Annotated in this window: 17 protein-coding genes; 13 read left to right on the forward strand and 4 right to left on the reverse strand. The window is 35.5% G+C overall.

What is annotated here, in order from left to right; all coding sequences use genetic code 11:
- The first annotated feature begins 451 nt into the window (after window positions 1-451).
- The 3 genes from I5M07_RS00335 to I5M07_RS00345 all read left to right on the forward strand — a co-directional run bounded on the left by I5M07_RS00335 (window position 452) and on the right by I5M07_RS00345 (window position 4,118).
- On the forward strand, window positions 452-604 hold the full coding sequence (locus I5M07_RS00335; protein WP_200104193.1) for a hypothetical protein: 153 nt from the start codon (window positions 452-454) through the stop codon (window positions 602-604).
- Window positions 605-706: 102 nt separating this feature from the next.
- A complete protein-coding gene (locus tag I5M07_RS00340; protein ID WP_200104194.1) occupies window positions 707-1,219 on the forward strand; it encodes a PRC-barrel domain-containing protein in 513 nt (170 codons plus the stop codon).
- Between the two features lie 559 nt (window positions 1,220-1,778).
- A complete protein-coding gene (locus tag I5M07_RS00345; RefSeq protein ID WP_200104195.1) occupies window positions 1,779-4,118 on the forward strand; it encodes a multicopper oxidase domain-containing protein in 2,340 nt (779 codons plus the stop codon).
- Between the two features lie 26 nt (window positions 4,119-4,144).
- Here I5M07_RS00345 and I5M07_RS00350 read toward each other — a convergent pair whose 3' ends face one another.
- On the reverse strand, window positions 4,145-4,309 hold the full coding sequence (locus I5M07_RS00350) for a hypothetical protein (RefSeq protein WP_200104197.1): 165 nt from the start codon (window positions 4,307-4,309) through the stop codon (window positions 4,145-4,147).
- On the opposite strand from I5M07_RS00350, the gene I5M07_RS00355 reads away from it, so the two are divergent.
- The 4 genes from I5M07_RS00355 to I5M07_RS00370 all read left to right on the forward strand — a co-directional run bounded on the left by I5M07_RS00355 (window position 4,297) and on the right by I5M07_RS00370 (window position 12,600).
- Entirely contained in the window at window positions 4,297-4,683 is a 387-nt protein-coding gene (locus tag I5M07_RS00355) for a DUF6660 family protein (protein WP_317191303.1), read from the forward strand. The genes I5M07_RS00350 and I5M07_RS00355 overlap by 13 nt on opposite strands.
- A 98-nt stretch (window positions 4,684-4,781) precedes the next feature.
- Window positions 4,782-9,095, forward strand: a complete 4,314-nt coding sequence (locus I5M07_RS00360) for a CusA/CzcA family heavy metal efflux RND transporter (RefSeq protein WP_200104201.1) — start codon at window positions 4,782-4,784, stop codon at window positions 9,093-9,095.
- 43 nt (window positions 9,096-9,138) lie between these two features.
- The gene (locus tag I5M07_RS00365; RefSeq protein ID WP_200104203.1) at window positions 9,139-10,377 is read left to right on the forward strand and encodes an efflux RND transporter periplasmic adaptor subunit; all 1,239 of its coding nucleotides are present in this window, start codon (window positions 9,139-9,141) and stop codon (window positions 10,375-10,377) included.
- 234 nt (window positions 10,378-10,611) lie between these two features.
- Window positions 10,612-12,600: a heavy metal translocating P-type ATPase gene (locus I5M07_RS00370; protein ID WP_200104205.1), complete on the forward strand. Its 1,989-nt coding sequence runs from the start codon at window positions 10,612-10,614 to the stop codon at window positions 12,598-12,600.
- 301 nt (window positions 12,601-12,901) lie between these two features.
- Here I5M07_RS00370 and I5M07_RS00375 read toward each other — a convergent pair whose 3' ends face one another.
- Window positions 12,902-13,231, reverse strand: a complete 330-nt coding sequence (locus I5M07_RS00375) for a DUF305 domain-containing protein (RefSeq protein WP_317191304.1) — start codon at window positions 13,229-13,231, stop codon at window positions 12,902-12,904.
- Window positions 13,232-13,792: 561 nt separating this feature from the next.
- On the opposite strand from I5M07_RS00375, the gene I5M07_RS00380 reads away from it, so the two are divergent.
- On the forward strand, window positions 13,793-14,755 hold the full coding sequence (locus I5M07_RS00380; RefSeq protein WP_200104209.1) for an endonuclease/exonuclease/phosphatase family protein: 963 nt from the start codon (window positions 13,793-13,795) through the stop codon (window positions 14,753-14,755).
- A gap of 93 nt (window positions 14,756-14,848) precedes the next feature.
- Here I5M07_RS00380 and I5M07_RS00385 read toward each other — a convergent pair whose 3' ends face one another.
- On the reverse strand, window positions 14,849-15,610 hold the full coding sequence (locus tag I5M07_RS00385; RefSeq protein ID WP_200104211.1) for an XRE family transcriptional regulator: 762 nt from the start codon (window positions 15,608-15,610) through the stop codon (window positions 14,849-14,851).
- A 107-nt stretch (window positions 15,611-15,717) separates the two neighbouring features.
- Here I5M07_RS00385 and dinB point away from each other — a divergent pair, with 107 nt between their 5' ends.
- Window positions 15,718-16,899: a DNA polymerase IV gene (gene dinB / locus I5M07_RS00390; RefSeq protein WP_200104213.1), complete on the forward strand. Its 1,182-nt coding sequence runs from the start codon at window positions 15,718-15,720 to the stop codon at window positions 16,897-16,899.
- Window positions 16,900-17,666: 767 nt separating this feature from the next.
- Here dinB and I5M07_RS00395 read toward each other — a convergent pair.
- Entirely contained in the window at window positions 17,667-18,494 is an 828-nt protein-coding gene (locus I5M07_RS00395) for an AraC family transcriptional regulator (protein ID WP_200104214.1), read from the reverse strand.
- A 106-nt stretch (window positions 18,495-18,600) separates the two neighbouring features.
- Between I5M07_RS00395 and I5M07_RS00400 the strand changes: the two genes are divergently transcribed.
- The 4 genes from I5M07_RS00400 to I5M07_RS00415 are packed head-to-tail and all read left to right on the forward strand — an operon-like array spanning window position 18,601 to window position 21,344.
- Complete coding sequence (locus I5M07_RS00400; RefSeq protein ID WP_200104215.1) at window positions 18,601-19,167, forward strand: sugar O-acetyltransferase; 567 nt, start codon at window positions 18,601-18,603, stop codon at window positions 19,165-19,167.
- A gap of 4 nt (window positions 19,168-19,171) precedes the next feature.
- Entirely contained in the window at window positions 19,172-20,350 is a 1,179-nt protein-coding gene (locus I5M07_RS00405) for an NAD(P)-dependent alcohol dehydrogenase (protein ID WP_200104216.1), read from the forward strand.
- A 10-nt stretch (window positions 20,351-20,360) separates the two neighbouring features.
- On the forward strand, window positions 20,361-20,834 hold the full coding sequence (locus tag I5M07_RS00410; protein WP_200104217.1) for a cyclophilin-like fold protein: 474 nt from the start codon (window positions 20,361-20,363) through the stop codon (window positions 20,832-20,834).
- Between the two features lie 12 nt (window positions 20,835-20,846).
- Window positions 20,847-21,344 (forward strand): cupin domain-containing protein, encoded by a 498-nt coding sequence (locus I5M07_RS00415; RefSeq protein ID WP_233621897.1) that lies wholly within the window; start codon window positions 20,847-20,849, stop codon window positions 21,342-21,344.
- Window positions 21,345-21,356 lie beyond the last annotated feature (12 nt).

Genomic DNA, 21,356 nt, shown 5'->3' on the forward strand with positions numbered 1-21,356 from the left:
TTAGCAAAAAGGTTGCGTTTTTTTGAATGAATATTTGAGATAAATTCAAAAATAAAAAACGATCTTCAATTTGTTTGTAAGAAAAATAAACTACTTTAGCCCTGTGATAGCAGCGCTATTATAAAAATCTAAATAAATAACGTTCTTGTTTTTGGCAAACTCCGAAGTAACCCTTCGGAGTTTTTTTGTGTTATTCAAATAACATAAGAATACCTTTAAAAGATTCTTCAAAACAATCAAAAATTCAAAAAGAACGAACCCAATTACAACTGCTAGTACACAACTTACCAGGCTCTTTAATAAAGAAAAAGTTAGACCATAACGAATTGAAAACCATTGATTTGTTTTGTGGAAATTCTATAAAATCTGTTTGAAATTAAATACGGGTCAAATTTTTGTCCTTTGTACCTTTAAAATTGAAATAAGTACAATAACATAAAAAAAAGAAGACATGGCAGAAATTAAAATTGAGAAAAAAAAACCGATTTGGCCTTGGATTGCCTTAATCCTTATAATCGGAGCGCTCGTGTGTTTCATGTTAGTGGGTGATAATGACACTCAAAGTGAAAACACGATGGAAATTGAGAATACCAACGTACAGTAAACCTACTAACTAAAATCAAACATTTTCTAACTAGGAAAGTGAAAGTAGGATTAGCTGATTGTATTGGTTTAGAAAAAAAATAGAACAATTTAAAAAAGAATTATGGAAAATAAAGATAAAAATTTATACAGACTCGACGAATTGACCGATTATAAAATTGCTTCAAACTATGCCGATGTAAGAGGTTGGAAAATAGTTGATGTAGATAACCGAACTATAGGGAAAGTGGAGAATCTTTGGGTGAATAAAGAAATGCAGCGCGTCATCTATTTGGATGTAAAGGTGGATAAGGAATTGATAAGTGACAGCCGTAATGAGGTTCATGAAGCGATATCAGATCAAAATGCTAAGGAGTTTTTGTATAAGGACGGGAACAGCCACTTAATTATTCCAATTGGGTCAGTAAATATTAATAAAGATACTAAAACTGTAATGGCTACTAATATTGCTTATAGCACTTTTAAAAAGACTGGTAGATACAATAGGGAGCATGATTTTGATAGAAATTATGAACGAACTATAATGCATTCGTACTACCCAGAAAGTAGTGCTAGTGGTATCTACGATAGCAATGATGATAATTTTTATAGACGTAAAGAATTTGACGATGTATAAATCCTATCTGCTAATTGAGGGGTTTTAAGATGGATTTCTAATCTGATTGTTAGAATATTTTGTTCAGTTACCTACAATTGTAAAATAGCCAAGCTAGTGCTAATTGCTATATGACCAAACCCAGTTGTTTAGATCAGATTATTAAAAACATACGATGGGCTTTAGAAAACCAATGGAATAATTATATAGATTTAAACTCCTGTTTTTTTAAGTATTACAAACAAAATATAAGTTTTGTCACTATGTAACTACTGACGCACTTTGGTATAGGAGCTTATAACTGTCAAGTATAAGCCAAAGAAATCAAAACCACCCCGAGCGTAACTGAGGGGAGTGAATACCAAGCAGAAAATTGTAGAACCAATCAAGCAAAAACATTTATCGCTAACAAATAATTTTTTTATGAATATCCTAAAGCCGATTATTGTAATAGTCGGCTTTTTTTGTTAAGCTTCCATTTCAAAAGAAATATGTAATTACTATCTATTCTTTATATAAACATACTATAAGACCCATTCAAAATAGTTAACTTGTAGTAAAATATGAAATAGCATCTATTATGAAAAAAATATATTATCTATTAATTTTATCATTTGGTTGGAGCGCAGCAACCTTAGCACAAGTAGAAGCAGGCAATTCCGATAATTTACCAGTTCATCAATATACACTGGTAATCAAAGAAGAAATAGTTAATAAGGCTGGAAAGCAAGTAAATGCAATGACTGTAAATGGAAGTATTCCAGGACCCACTATTGAATTTACAGAGGGTGAATATGCGGTGATCTATGTAAAAAATGAAATGAGTGTGGAAACATCTGTTCATTGGCACGGAATGTTACTTCCTAATTTTTTTGACGGCGTACCTTACTTAAGTACACCACCTATAAAACCAGGCACTACTTTTAAATATGAATTCCCTTTAAAACAATCAGGTACATACTGGTATCATTCACATACCATGCTACAAGAACAAAGTGGTGTTTACGGTTCTATTGTTATAAATCCAAAAGAAAAGAAACTCCAATACGACAAAGATCTAGTTTTGATGTTATCCGATTGGACGAATGAAAAACCAATTAATGTATTGCGAAATCTCAAGCGAGGTAATGAATGGTACCAAATGAAAAAGGGAACTTCTACTCCATTAAATAGAGTAATTGGTCAAGGGGCATTTGGTGCTCAGCTTAACTTTTGGAAACAACGCATGGAGGGAGCAGATATCGCTGATGTTTATTATCCCTCATTCTTAATTAATGGCAAAGCAACTAGGGATTATCCCGAGTTTAAACCAGGTGAAAAAGTTCGTTTACGGATTATTAATGGATCTGCATCCTCACAATTTTGGATGACTTTTGGAGGTGAAACACCAACTTTAGTTGCTGCCGATGGAAAAGATGTGGTGCCAATATCGCGTAATAAGACCTTTATTGCTATTGCCGAAACGTATGATTTTATTGTAACTGTTCCCAAAGAAGGTAAAATGGAATTCCGAATTGTGGCTCAAGATGGTTCAGGTTCGGCATCTGCTTTTATTGGTAAGGGAAAAATACTTCCCGCTGAAGTTTTACCCAAGCCAAATAAAATAGAAATGATGAAAAAAATGGCCAAAATGGATATGAAAATGGGGGCACATGCTTTAAAATTCCAACCTAGAAAAGATGAGCGATTCGAAATGAAAGAAGAATATGGAATGAAAATGAAGGGTATGGATATGTCTAACGATGCTATGAAAATGGACGAAGATACTCAAATGCATAAAAAAATGGGACATTCTAATATGGATGTGGAAACAGATTCGACCTCATTAATAAAAGAAATGAATCACGATGGGATGAAGAAGGACTCACAGATGAAAAACATGAAAATGGATGCAATGGATATGTTTGCTGAATATAAGTATGATTATTTAAAATCACCTCAAAAAACAATCTATGATAAGAATCTGCCCGTAAAAAAAAATCTTTTAAACTTAACCGGTAACATGCAACGTTATATTTGGAGTATTAATGGTGTTCCTCTTAGCGAGACAGATGATATTGCTATAAAAAGTGGTGAGGTTACTAGAATGACTTTTAATAATCTTACAATGATGCACCATCCAATGCATCTTCATGGGCATTTTTTCAGAGTAATCAATAAATATGGTGAATATTCTCCCTTAAAGCATACCGTCAATGTCCCACCAATGCAGGAAGTAACTATTGAATTTAGCGGTAATAATGGTGATGAGTATGGTGATTGGTTTTTTCATTGTCATGTTTTATATCATATGATGAGCGGTATGGCTCGTGTTGTGAGTTATGAGACGCCTCGTGATCCTAGAATGGCAAAATTCTCAGTAAAAAAATTAATTAAAGAAGCGGATCTATATTATAAGTGGTCTACTTTGGATGTGGCTTCGCACATGACAGAATTTAATTTCATTGCTTCAAATATTAGAAATCAATTTACTATTTCAGGGGAGTATGGCTGGAATAAAAATTTAGAAGCAGAAGTTACCTATGAACGGTACTTACATGATTATTTGCGGGTTTTTGGTGGAGTAAATATCGAAAATGAAATTGATGGTAGTTTGGATGAAATGGCGACGACTGCTATTGCAGGAATTCGGTTTTTGACACCTTATTTATTCAATCTAGATGTACGAATGGATAGTAAATTAAGACCGCAGATTGGGTTAAGTCGAGAAATCTTAATTTTTCCCAGAACAGCTGTTTTTGGAATGTTTGAATACCAAGTAGATTTTGGTTGGGTAAATGAATTACCTACTGGTGATAATTTTGCTAATGAAATTACATGGAATGCTGGTTTTGAATATTTTCTCTCTAGAAATATTTCCCTTATGGCAAGTTATGATAGTCGATTCGGTGCAGGTGGCGGGCTTTCCATGCGCTTTTAAAATTTAACACAAAATCATTGTGCTCTTTATAAAAAAATGTCATTTTTCAGGACACCATGATACCATTTTTTAGTTCTTGCCATACCCTTTAAGTCACCTTTTAGCAAAGTGTTTTCTATATTTTCTATAATAACATTGGTTCCTGTATCGCTTACAGTTGTATTATGGGTTATAAAATATGTTAAATTCATTTCATATAATTTTATTATTAAAAAATAAAAATACTATTTTTACAGTAGTGAAACTTGCAAACATCATATTATCAGTTCTATTTTTAGTTCTTTCATGCATACCGTGTGCAGACATGAAAGCTAACAACACTCTAATTTATGAAATAGGATTTAAAGCAAAGCACGACAAACATGCTCATGATGCCGAAAAAGATTTATGCTCCCCTTTTTGCAGTTGTAGTTGTTGTGGTTCACAGGTTGTAAATCATTTTCAATCTATTATTATTGACTTTCCAATACCATTCGAAGGTATAAAAACACAATTACCTACTTACAAATCAATTTTTACTTCCAATTTTTTTGGGAGTATTTGGCAACCGCCACAAATAGTATAATGATGCTCTGCAAATTTTGCGGAGTTAGAAAGTTGTGACCTTCACAAATAATGGCAAATATTCTATTTGCTGATTTCTAATTCATTATAAAATTTTCAATGTTAGACAATATTATACAATTTAGTATAAAGAACAAGTTCATTATACTACTACTTACCCTTGTACTTATAGCTTGGGGTAGCTATTCTGTTAAAAATTTACCTCTAGATGCTTTGCCCGATGTTACTAATAATCAAGTACAAATTATTACTACTGCGCCTACCTTAGCAAGTCAGGAAGTGGAACAATTAATTACCTATCCACTAGAACAATCCGTAAAAACGATTCCAAAAGTAATTGAATTACGCAGTATTTCACGTTTCGGAATTTCTGTCGTTACCGTAGTTTTTGAAGATGATGTTGATATATATTGGGCTAGAGAACAAGTATTCCAGCGCTTAAAGCAAGCTGAAGAAAACATTCCTTCCTATGCAGGTTCTCCAGAATTAGCTCCAATTTCTACAGGACTTGGTGAAATATACCAATACGATGTGTATGCCAAAAAAGGCTACGAAGATAAATATGATGCCGTAAAATTACGAACTATTCAAGACTGGATTATAATTCCACAGTTGCAGGGAGTTCCAGGAGTCGCTGAGGTGAGTGCTTGGGGCGGAAAATTAAAACAATATGAAGTCGCTATTAATCCTAACAAATTAAATAGTTTAGGGTTAACCATTACTGATATTTTTAATGCTTTAGAAAAAAACAATCAAAATACAGGTGGTGCTTATATTGAAAAAGATCAATATGCTTATTTCATTCGTGGGGTGGGTATGGCCACAGGAGGCAAAGATTTAGAAAATGTTGTGGTTAGTAATAAAAATGGCTCTCCAGTTTTAGTTCGTGATGTAGCCGAAGTTCGAGAAGGTGTAGCCCTACGTTACGGAGCTTCGACCAAAGATGGAAAAGGGGAAATTGTTTCCGGATTGGCATTAATGTTAAAAGGAGAGAATTCTAGTGCTGTTGTAAAAAGAATCAAAGAAAAAATGATTCAAATTAATAAAAGTTTACCCGAAGGTGTAGTTGCCGAAGCTTTTATTGATAGAGGTAAATTAGTTGAAAATGCTATAGGAACAGTAACCAAAAATTTACTAGAGGGGGCATTAATTGTGATTTTCGTACTGATTTTATTTCTTGGGAATCTTAGAGCTGGATTAATTGTTGCATCTGTAATTCCTTTGGCCATGCTTTTTGCAGTAATTCTAATGAATTATTTTGGAGTAAGCGGAAATTTAATGAGTTTGGGTGCAATAGATTTTGGAATTATAATTGATGGAGCCGTAATTATAGTCGAAGCCACCATGCACCATTTGCAAAAGCTAAATAGAAAAAAGAATTTGTCTCAGACAGAAATGGATGGTGAGGTATTTATATCCGCTTCCAAAATCAGAAATAGTGCTGCCTTTGGAGAAATTATTATCTTAATTGTCTATTTACCAATATTAGCTTTAGTTGGAACGGAAGGTAAAATGTTTAAACCAATGGCAATGACAGTAGCATTTGCTGTGATTGGTGCTTTTGTTTTATCGCTAACCTATGTGCCTATGATGAGTGCCTTATTTTTATCTAAAAATACAGAACACAGAACTAATTTTAGCGATAAAATGATGGCTTGGTTTGAAGGAATTTATACTCCTTTTCTGGAAAAAGCACTCCAATTCAAAAAAGCAATTTTAGCCATTTCAATTGGATTGTTTGCACTAGCACTAGTTGTTTTTCAAAATATGGGGGGCGAATTTATCCCAACAATCGAAGAAGGAGATTTAGCCCTCAATGCTACTATTATGACCGGAAGTTCGCTTTCACAAATGGTGAAAACAACTACGGAATATGAAAAAATTTTAAAAGCTAAATTTCCTGAAATAAAAACCATTGTTTCAAAAATTGGGAGTGGTGAAATTCCTACCGATCCCATGCCAATTGAAAGTGGCGATTTAATTATAGTACTAAAAGACAAACCGGAATGGAGAGGAGAATATCACAATTGGGAAGATTTAGCCAATGCAATGAAAGAGGAAATGGAAGTCATTCCCGGAGCTAATATTGAGATTTCTCAACCCATTCAAATGCGTTTCAATGAATTAATGACAGGAAGCAGAAGCGATATTGCTATTAAAATATTTGGAGACGATTTAGAGGTTTTGGATACCAAAGCAAATGAATTGATTTCGAAAGTAAAAAGCATTGAAGGTATTGGAGATTTAAAAGCCGAAAAAGTAACTGGCTTACCTCAAATTACGGTAAAGTACGATTATAACAAAATTGCATTATACGGTTTAAATATTACTGATATTAATCAAATCATCCGTTCCTCATTTGCAGGAGAAAGTGCGGGTAAGATATATGAAGAAAGCAAACGATTTGATGTAGTTGTAAGAATGGATGCTGCTAGTCGAACTGATATTACAGATGTTAGTAATTTGTTTATACCATTAGCAAACGGGCAACAAGTCCCGCTTTCACAAGTCGCAACAGTTTCTTATGAACAAGGTCCTGTTCAGGTTTCTCGTGAAGATGGTAAGCGTAGAATTACTATCGGTTTGAATGTGCGTGGTAGAGATATAAAAAGTGTGGTCGAAGAAATTCAGTTAAAATTAGACAAGAATTTTAAATTACCAGCAGGATATTATATCACCTATGGCGGTCAATTTGAAAACTTGATTGAGGCTAGTAAGAGACTTTCATTTGCTGTACCTATTGCCTTAGGCTTGATAATGGTATTGTTATATTTCACTTTTAATAGTTTGAAACAAGCCGGACTAATATTTACAGCTATTCCGCTGTCTGCAATTGGAGGTGTTTTTGCACTTTGGCTTAGAGGAATGCCTTTTAGTATATCAGCGGGAATTGGATTTATTGCTTTGTTTGGTATTGCAGTATTAAACGGAATCGTACTAATTTCCTATTTCAATCAACTTAAATCCGAAGGAATAGTAGATCCATTACAAAGGGTTTTGATAGGAACAAAAACACGGTTACGCCCTGTTTTAATGACGGCTTCTGTAGCTTCATTAGGTTTTATGCCTATGGCCTTGTCAACTAGCGGTGGAGCTGAAGTTCAAAAGCCATTGGCTACCGTAGTTATTGGCGGATTAATATCAGCCACTTTGTTAACATTAATCGTTTTGCCTATTCTTTATTTATTGTTGGAAGAAGGTATTAAAAAAAGAAAAAAGATGTCAAATTCAATCATGACTATAACCGTATTATTGATTAGCACGTTTTCATTTGCTCAAAACAGTAATTCCATAACTTTAGAACAAGCTATTGCAATGGCTAAGACTAATAGTATGGATTTAAAAATCGCAGATAAAGAAATTGAAAAACAAACAGTACTGAAAAAGACGGCATTTCAAGCTGATCCTTTACAGATTGAATACATGGGAGGTCAATACAATAGTGTTGATTATGACAATAATATAAGTATTCAGCAATATTTCCCGATTGGAGGAAGTACAAAAGCAAATAGACAACTCCAAGAAGAATTGGCAAAATTAGCCGAAAAACGAAAAGCACTCTCGGAGTATGAAATTGAAAAAGCAGTAACTATTGCTTACTATCAATATTTATATGGCATTTCAATCCAAAAGCTAAATAACGATTTATATGAGGTGTACTCAAAATTTCTACAGAACGCTGAGCTACGGTTTAAAACTGGAGAAAGTGGTAATATTGAAGTGATTAGTGCCATGGCTAAAGTCAAAGAAATTGAGACTATAAAAACACAAGTTTTACTTGATTTAGCGATCTATCAAAAACAGTTGCAATATTTTATTCAAACAAATAAAAACATTCTTCCTGATAGTAATACTCCTTTAAAATATGTTATTCCGCTTTCTTCCAATGAAAACAAAGTAGAAACATTAGTAAATGAATTTTATACACAACAAATTGCCGTTTTTGAAAAGGAAGCCAATAGTTTCAAAAAAATGCGAGCGCCAAAATTAGGTGTGGGCTACTTTGGACAGTCTTTAAATAAAGAAACTTATTTTCAGGGTTTTACCGCAGGATTGCAAATCCCAATGTTTAGTGGTGCCAATACAGCTCGTGCTAAAGCTTCTGAAATAAGCAGCGCTCAAGCACAAATTGAATTCGACAAATCTAAATTAAATTTAAAATTACAAAAAGAGGAACTTTTAAATCAATTTCAAAAACAAGAAAAAGCAACGCAGTATTTTGAAAATGAAGGTTTAAAATATGCGGATGAGATCATTAAAACAGCTCAAAAGAGTTATGCAAATGGCGATATGACTTATTGGTCGTACATCAGTTTTTTAAATCAAGCTATAGATATTAAAAAACAAAATATCGAAGCCATACATTCTTATAATCAAACTGCTATTCAAATGCAATTTCCATCAGCCAAATAAAGCGAAGTGGCGAAATAATTTCTAATATTTAATAATTTCCAAAATGAAAAATATAAAATCAAATTTGAAGTTCGTCTTCATTCTTACTACTTTTTCCTTACTACTTCTTACTTCTTGTCAGGATAAAAAGAATCAAGAAGATGGTCACGAAGAACAACAGTCAGAAAATGAGGTAGCTTTAACCGCTGCACAATTCCAAACAGTTGGTATTCAAACAGGTTCCATAGAAAACAGAAACCTAAACCTTGTTATAAAAGCCAATGGTTATACCACCGTACCTCCGCAAAATATGGCAAACATTTCGACTTTAATTGGCGGAACAGTAAAAGATATTTTGGTTCTTGAAGGTACGTATGTTAAGAAAGGAAAAGTGTTAGCCACATTGCAAAACCTTGATGTAGTGGAGATGCAAGAAGATTATAATTCGGCAGTAGCCAATATTGAGTACTTGCAATTAGAATACAATCGTCAGAAAACCTTAAGCGATGAAAATGTAAATCCTAGAAAAATTTTGCAAGAAGTAAAAGCTAAATTAGATGTAGAAAAAGCAAGAGCCAAGGCAGCAAAAAGTAAGTTGCAAACCTTAAATATGAGTACTAATGGCTCAAGTTTAATTCCGATAATTTCTCCTATTTCTGGTTACGTTGGAAAAATAAGCATTGCCAAGGGAGCATTTGCCGAAAGTGGAACAACGCTTTTTGAAGTAGTTGATAATAGCCAAATGCACTTGGACTTGAATGTATATGAAAAAGATTTAGGATCTATTGCTACAGGGCAAACTATTGATTTTGTTTTGACCAATCAAGGAAATAAAGCCATTAAAGGAACCATATTTGGTATCAATAAATCATTTTCTAATGAAAGTAAAAGTGTTGCAGTTCACGCCAAAATTAATCCTGCTGATTCGAAAGATTTAATTTCCGGTATGTATGTTTCAGCCAACATTAATATAAAAAATGCAACTGTTCCTGCACTACCTAAAGATGCTGTAGTAAAAAATGGAGATAAATTTTTTGTTTATATCCAAGAAGAACACATAGAAAAAGCTACTGTTAAAAAATCAGAAACTCACGGACACAAGGAAGGAGAATCACATTCCGAAGAAGAGGAAGGACATGACGAAATTTATTTTAAAGCCATTGAAGTGATACCAGGAACAACCGATTTAGGCTATACGGAAGTGAAATTTGTAGAGCAAATTCCAGCTAACGCCAAAATTGTAATTAAAGGCGCATTTTATTTACTTTCTGCTATGAAAGGTGGTGGAGAACACGAACATTAATTAGTGGATAAAAATCAGTAGATATGAAAGTAAATATTAAAGCACCTACTAAATCGAAACCTTTTTATAATGCTACAATAGTATCAGCAAAAATAAATTTTAAATAATACAAGTTAATCATTTATTGGAAACATTCCTGTCGGAAATACAAGGTGGATTAAATGTCCTCCCATTAAGAGCAATGGTTATTCGAAAAGACATTTAAAAAATATTAAACGTAAACGTATAGATTATATGATAAATAAAAAATCAAACAAAATAGAAGACGCTGCAGACTACTGTAGAATAGAAGAAAAAATCAATAAAGCAGAAGAGCAACATACAGAAGATGACGGTCATGATCACGACCATACTTCTCAAGAAAAAGCTACATTCCAATTATTTTTACCAGCAATAATAAGTTTCGGCTTATTATTGTTGGCTATTGGTTTTGATAATTATTTTATCCAATCTTGGTTTACAGGCTGGGTTCGAATAGTTTGGTATGTTGTAGTCTATATTCCAGTCGGACTTCCAGTAGTAAAAGAAGCCATTCAAAGCATTCGTAAAAGTGATGTATTCTCTGAATTCTTACTCATGTCGATTGCTACAATTGGAGCATTTGCTATTGGTGAATATCCTGAAGGTGTAGCAGTAATGTTATTTTACGCGATTGGCGAAATTTTTCAATTCCTTGCAGTACAAAGAGCCAAAAAAAACATCAAAACTTTATTAGATCAAAGACCTGATGAAGTAACTATCATAGAGAATAATGTAGCTAAAACAATTAAAGCAGAAACCGCCAAAATTGGAGATATAATCCAACTCAAACCAGGAGAAAAATTAGGTTTAGATGGACAATTAGTATCAGATAAAGCTTCATTTAATACAGCAGCGCTAACAGGAGAAAGCAAACCCGATTCAAAACTAAAAGATGAAACAGTATTAGCAGGAATGATCAATTTGAATTCGGTTTCTCTAGTTAAAATTACAACATCTTACACAGATAGTAAGTTGTCTAAAATTCTTGAAATGGTGCAAGAAGCAACATCTAAAAAAGCACCAACCGAATTATTCATTAGAAAATTTGCTAAAATTTACACTCCAATTGTTGTTTTTTTAGCCATTGGTATAAGTGTGATTCCGATGTTATTTGTTGAAAATTATATCTTCAACGATTGGTTGTATCGTGCCTTGATTTTCTTGGTAATTTCATGTCCTTGTGCCTTAGTTATTTCCATTCCGTTAGGTTATTTTGGTGGTATTGGCGCTGCAAGTAAAAACGGAATTCTCGTAAAAGGTTCCAATTTTCTGGATACAATGGCAGCTATTCAAATGGTAGTGATGGACAAAACAGGCACCTTGACTAAAGGCGTTTTCAAAGTGCAAAAAGTGGTAGCTGTTAGTATTCCCGAAGCCGATTTGGTCAAATATACAGCTGCACTCGAAACCAAATCTACCCATCCCGTAGGAACAGCAATTATTGAATATGCCAAAGGCTCAGAAAAAAATACTATCGTTACTGATGTGGAAGAAATTGCAGGACACGGATTAAAAGGAAAAGTAGATGGTAACGAAGTATTGGCAGGAAATGTAAAACTGATGCAAAAATTTGATATTAAATATGCCCCCGAAATTGATGATTTGTCATTTACAATTGTCGTTGTTGCTATTAATCAACAATATGCTGGCTACTTTCTAATTGCTGACGAAATCAAAGAAGATGCTAAACAAACTATCGAAAGTTTACATAGAATAAATGTAAAAACAGTGATGCTTTCAGGAGATAAACAAGCCGTTGTAGATGCCGTTGCTAAAGAATTAAAAATTGACCAAGCTTATGGCGACTTATTGCCCGAAAACAAAGTAGAAAAAGTAGAAGAAATTAAAGCTCAAAACTTAAAAATTGCTTTTGTTGGCGACGGTGTCAATGATGCCCCTGTAGTTGCTCTTGCCGATGCAGGAATTGCAATGGGTGGCTTAGGTAGTGACGCCACAATTGAAACTGCAGATATTGTTATTCAAAACGATCAACCGTCGAAAATTTTTACTGCTATAAATATTGGTAAAAAAACCAAGCAAATTGTGTATCAAAATATAGTTCTGGCCTTTGCTGTAAAAGCGGTTGTTTTGGTTCTTGGTGCTGGAGGTTTGGCGACAATGTGGGAAGCTGTTTTTGCAGATGTTGGTGTGGCATTACTAGCTGTTTTAAATGCAATTCGAATTCAGAGGATGAGATTTTAAGTTACTTATGGAACTAAAAGCGGCTATAATGCCCCCTAAATCTGCAAATGAAAGAATAAATAAACTGATTGAACTTGAAGTTGATGCTATTTTAACCGACTATACGGAAAGGGTTTTGCGAAAAGCGAGATAATTTTCAGTAAATGTAATTTGTTTTTAATTGTTAACAATCTAAAATGAATCCGCTAAAAGTTTCAATTCTTCTAGTAATGTAGTGAACTCCAAGTTTATCTAACTTGACTTCACTATTTAGATATAACGGTTACAAACCATATTTTTTTACACAAAGCATAATTGTAGACTACTTATTTTCTAATCTATTAATGATTTCGTTCATTTGCTTGATTTCCTTTTCTTGAGCAATAATAATATCCTCGGCTAATTTTTTAACTTCAGGATCCTTGAAATCTACATTACTGCTAGTCATTATAGCTGATGAATGATGCGGTATCATCGCCTTCATATATTGTACGTCACTAATTGGTGTTTGGGTACGCAATAGGTACAAAGTCCCAAAAAAGGATATTGATGCAAAAGCAATAATTCCGAAATTAATTTCTCGTTTAGGATACATTTTCCACATAAATAATAGCATACTAATTGCCATAACAGCAATCATTAAGGTAGTCATGTAAACTCGTGTTAAACTATTATGAATATGACTGAATTCTGCAACGTTCAAAAACATTATCAGATACATCAATATAAATGATACAGCCATAATTAGGGCAAATTTTAAATAAGGATTTTTTTTGTCATGTGAATGATTTTCTTGCATGGTTATTTTTTTTTATGGATAATTTGAACTAAATCTACTCAAAAGTCAAGATTTTTATTTTTTAGTTATATAATAATTTCTTACGTATATATACTATGAATCAATATTTTTAAAGTTAATGATTAATTAAAAGATTATCAAATCGGTTTAAAATATCTTTTTATTCTTTTACTGAAAGCACTCCATTTATGTATTTGATTGTCTTCTTTGCTTTATATACATCTTTTAAAGCTTAAAGCAGACGGCAATGTATAAAAACCATCCCGATGTTAAGTAAGGATTTGCACACGACGATAGCGATCTAAGCCCACAAACCCGAGCGTAGCGAGCACAAACCATTCACCATTTGACCACTCACACCCCACAACTCAAAATTTCCACCTATCTTTATATTCCAATCAAAACCAAAAATGAATGGATTCAATTGAAGATGTTTTGCCACTTGACATAGCCCAAAACCTAAAAGAACTAAAGGACGATTTAGATCTAAAAATCCCACCCAAGAAACTCGAAAAAAACCTCCTAATTGCGACTTGGAACATACGAGGTTTTGGCGACATTACCCGAAAATGGAAATCAGCAGCATCCGACAGCCCGAAGCGCGACTTACATTCCCTAATCTGCATAGCCGAAATCATAAAACGATTCGATGTCATTGCGGTGCAAGAAGTAAAAGCCAATCTCAAAGGATTGCGTGATGTACTTAAAGTATTAGGCAACGACTGGTCGTTAATCCTAACCGATGTCAACCAAGGAGATGCAGGAAATGGAGAAAGAATGGCCTATATCTTTGATACCCGACGCGTAAACCTTTCCGGTTTAGCCTGCGAATTGGTGGTGCCCAATGAATGGACAAACGAAATTTCAAACGGTATGCTAACCAAACAATTCGTCCGTTCCCCTTATGCAGTAAGTTTCAGAGCACAAGACCAAACTTTTATTTTAGTAACCCTGCACATTCTGTACGGAAAAGCATCCAGCGACCGCATTGAAGAACTACGTGGAATAGCCAAATGGTTATCCAGTTGGGCAAGTGACATAAATGCCTACCACCAAAATCTAATAGCATTAGGCGACTTCAACATCGACAAACGGGGCGACTTGCTAAACGAAACCTTCATTTCCGAAGGACTTTACATACCGCCAGCCTTACAAAACGAAAAAGTAACACGCTCCATTTTCGACGAAACCAAATATTACGACCAAATAGCTTGGTTCAAAGACAGCAAAAAGAAAAACAACCTTTCCTTAGAATTTCTAACAGGAGGCAACTACGATTTTGTAAAAACAGCTTTAAACAATCGAGGACTAACCAAACAATCCCTTTTTTTTATGCTCTCCGATCATTACCCCCTTTGGGCAGAGTTTAAGTTGTAGTTAAAAGTATAACCCAATACCGCAAATTTGCACACACGACAGCGCACCGACTAAGCAATCCATACCCACAACCCACAACCCACAACCCACAACTCACTCCCTCTTCAACTTCAAAACCTCCCGCTTCAACTCCAACACAAGCCCTTTCAATTCACCCAATTCCGACAATTCATTTTTCCTATCCGTTCGCCCAATACTGCATTGGAATTCCCAAATCTCAAGAATTTCCGAAAACTTAACTTCATAATTCGGGTAAAAGCTATTGTCAGATTCCAGAACCAACGAATTCTTTTTATTCTTATTCAAACGTTTGTAAACCATCCCATGATTTTTGGTAATCAAAATATAGGTTTTGCCATCACGAACGTCGCCTAATTTTTCAACATAGCGTCCCACAATAATAGACCCTTTTTCGTGCGGTGGCATCGAATCGCCTTCAACTGGAAACCCTCTGTATTTTCCAGAACCCAAAAAAGGCAACGAAATCTGTTGCAAGCTTTCAATATAGTCAGGATCAGCAAAACCAGTCAAATACCCCGCTTTGGCTTTTTCAGTAACCACCTCAATCACATTTTCGCCAGCAACATCAATTTGTATCGGCAGCAATAGTCGATTGTTTTCCAGTTTCAATAAATCCTCGAGATGAATTTTTCGCACATCAACAGTTAATAATAGATCAATACTAATGTGGTAATAAAGTGCCATCTTTTTCAAAATATCGTAGGGTGCTTCCGAAGTGCCATCTTCATATTTTACATACCTCCCTCTTGTAATGCCCAACTCTTCAGCCAATTTCTCCTGCGAAATTTTAGCCCGAACTCGTAAAGCGCGAATATTATCAGAAAATAAAGACATAATGTTTTTGTTATAAATTGGAACAACAAATTTAAAACAAATTGTTTCAATCTGTACTAATTTTGTAAAATAAAAGGAACAAATTCAAACAATGTAAAGGAAAAAAAATGGCAAGGGCAATTGTACACATGGATATGAACACATTTTTCGTCTCATGCGAAAGACTAACCAACTCCCAATTAGAAGGAATACCGCTAATCATTGGTGGTGGCGATCGGGGAGTAGTAGCTTCCTGTTCCTACGAAGCTCGTCATTTTGGAGTACATTCGGCTATGCCCATTAGCATGGCGTTGAAATTGTGCCCACAAGCCAAAGTATTAAAAGGTGATATGGAATTGTATTCCAAATTTTCGCACACCATTACCGAAATCATTCAAGAAAAAGCACCCGTAGTAGAGAAAGCCAGTATCGACGAATTTTATTTAGACATCACTGGCATGGATAAATTTTATGGTAGCTACAAATGGACAGATGAACTTGCTAGAACCATTACAAAAGAAACAGGTTTACCGTTAACCTTTGCATTATCGGTCAACAAAACCGTTTCCAAAATTGGTACGGGCGAAGGCAAACAAAAACAAAATTTAGAAATTCCAGAACACCTCGTAAAGCCTTTTTTAAATCCGTTATCCATTAAAAAAATCCCACAGGTCGGCAATGTAACCTTTCAGTTGTTATCCCGAATAGGTATTAGAACCATACAAACCCTGTCTGAAATGCCAGCGGAGGTTCTACAGCAAATGATTGGTAAAAATGGGATTGATATTTGGAAAAAAGCCAACGGAATAGACAACACCCCCGTAGAACCATATACCGAAAGAAAATCAATTTCTACCGAACATACCTTTACCCAGGATACAATCGATTTAATAAAGTTAAAAACCATCCTAACCGGAATGGTAGAAAAACTCGCCTTTCAATTGCGGTCAGAACAATGGCTTACCTCAACGGTAGTGGTCAAAATTCGCTACGCCAATTTCGATACCGAAACCAAACAATGTAAGATTGCCTATACCTCAGCCGACCATATCCTCACAAAAAATGTGATAGAACTATTTGATAAACTCTTTCAACGCCGAATGCGTTTACGCTTAATCGGAATCCGTTTCAGCGGATTAGTAAGAGGAACCTACCAAATCAACCTTTTCGAAGACACCGAAGAAATGTTAGCCCTCTACGAAGCCATGGACAAAATGAAAAGTCGTTACGGTTTCGATGCCGTCATGCGCTGCGCCGGCGCTTCCTTCAAACCCAACACCAAAGCCGAAATCCTAAAACGTAAATTATGAAGGTAAATTTTAGTATGAATGTCGTCCTTAGCTTTCGCAGTCGAGCGTCAAATGTTTGAAGAATACGTAAAAAGAAAAGCTGTTTGAGCGCAGCGAGTTCTTTTCTTTTAGTATTCGAAAACTAATTTGACCGACGAGAAAGCGTTAGACTTGATTTTTTTGTTTCTTTTTTGATCAAGCAAAAAAGAAAATTAATAGAACTAATTTCTATTTTCACTATAAAACGTATTAATAAAAACAATCTAACAAATTAACCTGTAAACGAATAAACAAAAAAAACTGTCATCCCGAGCGCAGCCGAGGGATTCACCATTCACTACTCACAACCCACAACCCTTCACTCTTGACTCTTGCCTCTTGCCTCTTCACTATCATCTGGGCGCTCCCTTCGGTCGGGCTGTCCGCTATATCTTTAAGGCTAAGGCGCTCATCCCTTATGCGAAACCCCATCAAGCCTTAAAGGATGCCGCTTCCATCCCTAGCGCAACCCGTGTATCAAGTTCATCCACACCAATTCAGCAAGTCCCTTTACAGCAAGCGCAGTCGAGAGGCCGCATTGCAAAGAAGCCCCGTCACTAAAGAAACGGTAGTAAGCCAGCCGCTAACAGAAAATAACACTAATTGCGGTGCTAGCGCAGCTAGTATACGCATTCCTTTAAACTGCCTCACACTATGGTGCAAAATCCGCCTACCAACTCCGCAACTAACGTTAGCTAGCTGTTATCGGAAACCCTACCGAACAAACCGCCCAACTAAAAAATGACAAACTAATTCACACGATTTCTAAACTCACTAGGACTTAAACCTAAAACCTTTTTTACATATCTAGTAAAAAAAGAACGGCTCGAAAAATTCATTTCATCTGCAATTTCGGAAATGTTCAGGTCTTTGTTTTGCAGTAAAATCAATATCCGTTCTTTAGCGTGACGCTGTATCCATTCCGATGCGGTGATGCCTGAATGGCTTTTGCAGAGGTGGTTGAGGTATTTGGGTGTGATATTCAGCAAATTGCTGTAAAACTGAACCTCCCGCTCTGTGAGGCAATACTGCTGCAAAAGATTGATGAATTGCTGGTAAAGCGTTCCCGTTTGCAGGCTGTGACGGCGTTGCTCGTACTCATTGGCGAAAGTGTGCCACATTTCCAGGATGAAAATTCGCATTTGCAGGTTCAGCGCTTCATCGTAAAAGCGGTGTTCCGTTTCGTTAAAACGCTGGTTCATCCATTTGAAATTATTCAGAATTCGTTCTTTTTCTTCAATCGCCGCAATATTTTTTACCGGAAAAACCCTCGAATGTAACTGTGCATTGATGCTCCATCCCTGATCTGGAATATTATTGGTCAGAAAATCTTTTTCCACCAGCAGTACAGTGGCTTTAAACCCTTTACTGGTCTGTATTTGCCCCAGCCTGCTTTCAGCAAACCAAAACAAAAACTGTCCGGATTTGCAGACCATTGGCGTATCATTGAACAAAAATTTGATGCTCCCACGATGGCAGAACAAATGCGTATGATACTGTTTTATAATACATTCAGTAAACGCAGTACCCTCTTTTATTTCAAGAAAAATGATTTTTGGAAGTGTATTTTTCGGCATCGCAGTATATTTTAGTGCTAAAATACGTAATATTTGACATTACTTGCGCTATAAATGTAACAAAACACGGTTGACACCGGCCTATCTTTGTGTTTAAAATAAAACAATGGAAAAAGCAGATATTTTTGAACGGTTGAGAAACGGCGAAACCATTTCTTCTAACGATGCCGAAGCTTACAAAATGCGTGAAGCTTCTTTTGTTACGAAAAAGTTGGTTGTACAGATGAATAATGCGACTGAACCAACGGAAATTAGACATTTATTAAGCCAAATTACTGCAACTGAAATTCACGAAAGTGTAACCGTTTTTACGCCTTTGCACATCAATTACGGTAAGCATACCAAAATAGGCAAAAACGTGTTCATTAATTTCGACTGTGTGTTTTTGGATTTGGGCGGAATTACCATCGATGACAACGTTTTGATTGCGCCTAAAGTGAGTTTGCTTACCGAAGGTCATCCCATAAATCCTGCAGAAAGGCAATCGTTAATTCCTAAACCTATTCACATCAAAAAAAATGCGTGGATTGGGGCAAATGCTACCATTCTGCAAGGTGTAACTATCGGTGAAAATGCCGTTGTAGCAGCAGGTTCGTTAGTATCAACAGATGTTCCAGACAATGTCATCGTAGGCGGAATTCCTGCAAAAATCATTAAAGAAATTAATGCTTAAAAATATGTCAAACGATAATAATAATTCCCGCAGAAAATTTATTCAACAGACTTCGCTTGCAAGTGCAGGTTTGGTGCTTGCCGGACCTTTGCAAATTTTCGCACAAACAAATTATAATACAATGTATAAAAATATAAAAGCAAGAGGCTACGCAGGAAAAGATGTAGCAGGAAAAATGGTCCCATGGAATTTTGAAAGAAGAGCAGTGGGCGACAACGATGTTTTAATTGAAATTAAATATTCGGGAATCTGCCATTCGGATATTCATACTATAAAAGGACATTGGGGTCCGCAAAAATATCCACAGGTTCCTGGTCACGAAATTGCAGGAATTGTAACCGCAGTGGGTAAAAATGTGACCAAATTTAAAGTAGGCGACCAAGCTGGTGTGGGCTGTATGGTAAACAGTTGTATGAAATGCGACAGTTGCAAAAGCGGCGAAGAACATCACTGCGAAACGGGCGGAATGGTAGGCACTTATGGTACCCCGGAAGCCTCATCGCCAACCGGAATTACCCAAGGTGGTTATGCCAACAATATTGTAGTTACTGAGCACTTTGCAATAAAAATTCCTAAAACTATTGACCTGAAATATGCAGCACCATTGCTTTGTGCAGGTATCACCACCTATTCGCCAATGATGAAAATCAATTTTAAGAAAGGGGATAAAATCGGTGTTATCGGCATCGGTGGTTTGGGCCATATCGCTGTGAAATTAGCCGTATCAAAAGGTGCTGAAGTGTATGCATTTACCACTTCTCCTTCAAAAGTGAATGACATTAAAAGTTTTGGGGCAAAGGAAGTTATCGTGGTAAAATCGGCAACAGATTTACAGCCGTACAAAGGCAAACTCGACTTTATGATTTCTACCGTTCCGTATGCGTATGAAATGTCTCCTTACATCGACTGTGTTAAAAAATACGGCTATTTCACACAGGTCGGACAGCCTGTAAACGGCGAATTGACCATCAATAATTTCAATATGATTTTTAACAGAGTGAATTTCAACGGCTCGCTGATTGGCGGCATTCCCGAAACCCAGGAAGTAATGGATTACTGTGCCGACCATAGAATTTATCCGCAGATACAGGTGATAAAAGCATCAGAAATAAATGATGCGTGGAATAAGGTAGTGAATAAAGAAGCAAGATATAGATATGTCATCGATGCTTCAACATTTTAAAATACTGGATATGAAATCTCTGATAACAATCATCACAGTTTTATTTACGTTTTCGTGCTGCGCAGCAAGTTGCAGTAAAGATGATGAGCCTAATTCAATCGAAAATAATAGCAGTGTAAGCACTAATCCTTCAATAACAAAAATGAAAATCACAATTGGCACCGAAATTTTTAGCGCAACGTTATATGATAATCCAAGTGCTACAGCTTTTAAAGCACTGCTGCCACTTACGATTGATATGACCGAATTGAATAACAACGAAAAGTATTACGATTTACCCCATCCACTTCCAACTAATGCATCCGTTGGTGGTGCGATAAAAAATGGAGATTTAATGCTGTACGGAAGTAACACGTTGGTGCTTTTTTATAAGAGTTTCAATACCTCGTACAGTTATACAAAACTGGGAAATATAGATAATCCAGCTGGACTTGCCGAGGCTTTAGGCAATGGAAATGTGGTGGTAAAATTAGAAAATAACTAAACAATAATCAGAATGAAAAATATTTTAAAAAACTTTTCAGTGATAACCGTTTTGGCGATGACCCTACTATCGTGCAACAATAAAAATCAGGAAAATATGGTAACAAATAAAAATGAATTAACAGAAATTTTCCCGAAAGGTGAAAAAGGTTCAAGTGAAAATTTTACCGGAAATGCGTACAATGTTGGTTTGATAGAAACAGATAGTTTGTTGACAACAGCAGTGGGCAATGTATATTTTGAACCCGGTGCAAGAAGCAATTGGCATAGTCATCCTGCCGGTCAAATTTTAATTATTACAGATGGAATTGGTTATCATCAAATAGAAGGACAGCCAATTGAAATTATCAAAAAAGGGAGTGTGGTGAAATGCCCACCAAATGTTCGTCATTGGCACGGAGCCAGTGCTGATGTGGGTTTGCAACAATTATACATCGTTCCAAACACCGAAAAAGGAATTGTGAATTGGCAGGAAGCCGTAACAGAAGAAGTTTATAACAGTATAAAATAGGTTTTTAAAATA

It is taken from the genome of Flavobacterium agrisoli (genome assembly GCF_016522065.1).
Lineage (GTDB): Bacteria > Bacteroidota > Bacteroidia > Flavobacteriales > Flavobacteriaceae > Flavobacterium > Flavobacterium agrisoli.